Annotated in this window: 1 protein-coding gene; it reads right to left on the bottom strand. The window is 65.1% G+C overall.

Features of this window, described 5'->3' with window-relative positions; genetic code table 11:
- Nucleotides 1-12: 12 nt before the first annotated feature.
- Nucleotides 13-4146, bottom strand: a complete 4134-nt coding sequence (gene hrpA, locus VFW93_RS13530; protein ID WP_414639675.1) for an ATP-dependent RNA helicase HrpA — start codon at nt 4144-4146, stop codon at nt 13-15.
- Nucleotides 4147-4176: the final 30 nt, after the last annotated feature.

The raw sequence follows: 4176 nt of genomic DNA, 5'->3' as shown, positions 1-4176 counted from the left end.
AAGAAGGCGTCGTCAGGACGTCATCTGCGACCAGACCTTCTCCAGGCGCTTGACGCTCACTGGCTGCGGCGTGCGCAACTCCTGCGCGAACAGGCTGATGCGCAGCTCTTCCAGCAGCCAGCGGAACTCGTCCAGGCGGGCATCGTGCGTGCCCTTCAACTCGCTCAATCGGCGCGTCAGGCGCTGGTCCAGCGGGCGCAGCTCGGTCATGCGTTGTGCATCGCGAGCCGGGTCGCCCTTGAGCTTGTCGAGCCGCAAGGTGATGCCTTTGAGGTAGCGCGGGAAGTGCTGCAACTGGGTATAGGGCGTCAGCGTCACGAAGCGCTTGGGCATCAGGCGTTGCAGTTGCGCGGTGATGTCATCGGCGACGTCCTTCGGGGGGCGTGAGTCCTTGAGCTTGCGCGCAGCAGCCGCGTACTCGGTCAGCACAGTGCCGGCCAGGCGCGCCACCTCCTGCGCGATCAGGTTCAGGCGCGTGCGGCCTTCTTCCACGCGCGCCTTGAAGCTGGCCGCATCCGCGGGCAAGGGGTCGTGCAGATAGGCGCGGTCCAGCGCCACGTCGATGATCTGGTCGCGCAGCTCATCGGCCGTGCCCAGGCTCATGTAGGCCATGGCCATCTTCTGCAGATCGGGGATGTTCTTTTCCAGATACTTCAGTGGCTCGCGGATCTGCAAGGCGATCAGGCGGCGCAGACCGGCACGGTGCCTGGCCGCGGCCACATCGGGCTCATCGAACACCTCGATCTCGACATGCTGGCCCTTGTCGATCAAGGCCGGGAAACCGATCAGGGTGTGGCCGCCGCGCTGGATCTCCATCAGCTCGGGCAGTTCGCCAAAGGTCCAGTCGGTCAAGGGCTGCACGGATTGTGCGGGCTTGTTGCCACCGGCCGCGCCAGCCGCGTTCGCTGCACCGCCCTTGCCTGCGCCTTGCGCACGCTGAACGCCAGGCTTGATACCACCTTGCGCTGCCGGCATCTCTTTGCCTTGCGATGGCGAAGAAGCGGGCTGTTGGTTCGATACCCCTGCATCGCCCCCCTGCACCACCGCCTGCGCCTTCAACGCCGCCAGCGCCTGGAAGGCGCCTCGCGCCAGCGAACCCAGCTCGGCTTTCAGCGCAGGCAGATTGCGGCCCATGCCCAACTGGCGGCCATGCTCGTCCACCACACGGTAGTTCATGAACAGGTGCGGCGAGAGCATGTCGAGCTTGAAGTCAGCGCGCTTGACGTCGAGCTGCGTCTTGTCGCGCACGGCCTTGAGCAGCACATCCATCAGGCTGCCCTTGCCGAACTCGGCCGACTCGACAAAAGACTCGGCGTAATCGGGCAGCGGCACCAGGCGTGCACGGGGCTTCTGATGCAGGCTCTTGACCAGGGCCAGCACCTTGTCCTTGAGCATGCCGGGCACCAGCCATTCACCGGCTTCGTCACTGACCTGGTTGAGCGCGAAGATGGGCACGGTCACGGTCACGCCGTCGCGGGCATCGCCAGGTTCGTGCAGATAGGCGGTGGCGCAGTCCACCCCGCCAATGCGCAAGACCTTGGGGAAGGCGCTGCTGGTGATGCCCGCTGCCTCATGGCGCATCAGCTCTTCGCGGCTGAGGTAAAGCAGCTTCGGGTTCTCGCGGCTGGCCTGTTTGTACCAGCGCTCGAAGCTGTGGCCGCTCATCACCTCGGGCGGAATCTGGGCATCGTAGAAGGCGAAGATCAGCTCGTCGTCCACCAGCACGTCCTGGCGGCGGGATTTGTGCTCCAGCTGCTCGACCTGGTTGATCAGCTTGCGGTTGGCCGCCAGGAAAGGCAGGCGCGTTTCCCACTCGTCGTTGACCAGGCCTTCGCGGATGAAGATCTCTCTGGCCTTGGGGGCATCGATCAGGCCAAAGTTGACGCGCTTGTTGTTGTAGACAACCAGGCCATACAGCGTGGCCCGCTCCAGCGCCACCACCTCGGCGGCCTTCTTTTCCCAATGGGGCTCCAGCAACTGTTTCTTGAGCAGGTGCCCGCCCATGAACACCAGCCATTGCTGATCGATGTTGGCAATGCCCCGCCCGAACAGGCGCGTGGTCTCCACCAGTTCAGCCGCCAGGATCCAGCGCCCCGGCTTCTTGCTCAGGTTGGCACCGGGGTGCTTGTAGAACTTGATGCCGCGTGCACCCAGGTACCAGTCTTCCTCGTCGCTCTTGCAGCCGATGTTACCCAGCAGGCCCGACAACAAGGACAGGTGCACCTGCTCATAGGTTGCTGGCGAACCATTGAGGCGCCAGTTGTGTTCGGCCACCACGGTGTGCAGTTGCGTGTAGACGTCCTTCCACTCGCGCACGCGGCGCGGGTTGATGTAGTTATCGCGCAGCAGTTGCTCGTACTTGCGGTGACTGAGCTTGTGCTTCTCGGGTTGGCCGGGCTCGTGGTGCCCATGCCCGCCCCGCGACTCATCCAGCCATTTCCACAGCTTGAGCGTGCCCATGAACTCCGACTTCTCATCGTCGAACTGCTTGTGTTTGGTGTCAGCCTGCTGTTGCTGGTCGATGGGCCGGTCGCGCACATCCTGCACGCTCAAACTCGCGGCGATCACCAGCACTTCGGCCAGCGCCTGTCTGTCCTTGGCTTCCAGGATCATGCGGCCCACACGCGGGTCCAGCGGCAGGCGGGCCAGGTCCATGCCCAGCTTCGTGATCTCGTTGTTGTCATCAACCGCGCCCAGCTCGTTGAGCAACTGATAGCCGTCGGCAATGGCCTTGCGCAGCGGCGGCTCGATGAAGGGGAAGTCGTCCACCAGGCCCAGATGCAGGGACTTCATCCGCAGGATCACCCCCGCCAGGGATGACCGCAGGATTTCGGGGTCGGTAAAGCGTGGCCGCGCATTGAAGTCTTTCTCGTCATACAGACGGATGCAGATGCCGTTGGCCACCCGGCCGCATCGCCCGGCACGCTGGTTGGCGGCGGCCTGGCTGATCGGCTCGATCTGCAGTTGCTCGACCTTGTTGCGGAAGGAATAGCGCTTGACGCGCGCCATGCCCGAATCGATCACATAACGGATGCCCGGCACGGTCAAGGAGGTTTCGGCCACGTTGGTGGCCAGCACGATGCGCCGCCCGCCGCCGGTCTTGAAGACCTCGTCCTGCTCTTGCTGGCTCAGACGCGCAAACAGCGGCAGGATGTTGGCCGTGACGCGGTGATGCGCGAAGTGCTTGCGCAGGTGGTCTGCCGCCTCGCGGATCTCGCGCTCGCCGGGCAGGAACACGAGGATGTCGCCGCTCCCCTCGCGCCAGAGTTCGTCCGTTGCATCGGTGATGGCCTCGTTCAGGCCGTATTCGCGGCTTTCCTCGAACGGCCGGTAACGCTGCTCCACCGGGAACAGCCGGCCCGACACCATGATGACCGGCGCCGGCCCCTTGGCGGATTCGAAGTGCTTGGCAAAGCGCTCGGCATCGATCGTGGCCGAGGTCACGATGATCTTCAGATCAGGCCGGCGCGGCAGCAACTGACGCAAGTAGCCCAGCAGGAAATCGATGTTGAGGCTGCGTTCGTGCGCCTCGTCGATGATGATGGTGTCGTAGGCCTTGAGGTCCGGATCACCCTGGGTCTCGGCCAGCAGGATGCCGTCGGTCATCAGCTTGACGCTGGCACCAGGCTGGATGCGATCCTGGAAGCGGACCTTGTAGCCCACCACCTCACCCAGCGGGGTGTTCAGCTCTTCAGCAATGCGCTTGGCCACGCTGGAGGCGGCAATGCGGCGCGGTTGCGTGTGGCCGATCAGCTTGGGCCGCAGGTGGCGTGGCGCATTCGGATCACGCGGCTGCCCCCAACCACCCCGCCCCAGCGCCATGGCGATCTTGGGCAACTGCGTGGTCTTGCCTGAGCCCGTCTCGCCACAGACGATGATGACCTGGTGCGCGCGCAGGGCGGCCTCGATCTCGTCGCGCTTGCCGCTGACGGGCAAAGATTCGGGGAAGGTGATGGGCGGCAGCGGATTCGCCGCCGGCGCCGGCTGGGCGGGGCGCGTGGGGCGGGCCGGACGGCGCGGCGCAGCGCTCTGGGAGGGGGGGAGCTTTTCGTTCACGAGGCGCGGATTATCCGCGCCCCGCGAGGCCGGCCGTTCAGGCGGGCCTGGGCTCGTAAGTGATGATGTTGATGGCGGCCCCCTGCGGATCGCGGATGCAGGCCATGCGGCCCACCGTGG

The organism is Aquabacterium sp., assembly GCF_036279675.1.
Lineage (GTDB): Bacteria > Pseudomonadota > Gammaproteobacteria > Burkholderiales > Burkholderiaceae_C > Aquabacterium.
The sequence above is the reverse complement of the archived record's forward strand: the minus strand, read 5'-3'. Positions and strand labels throughout refer to the sequence as shown.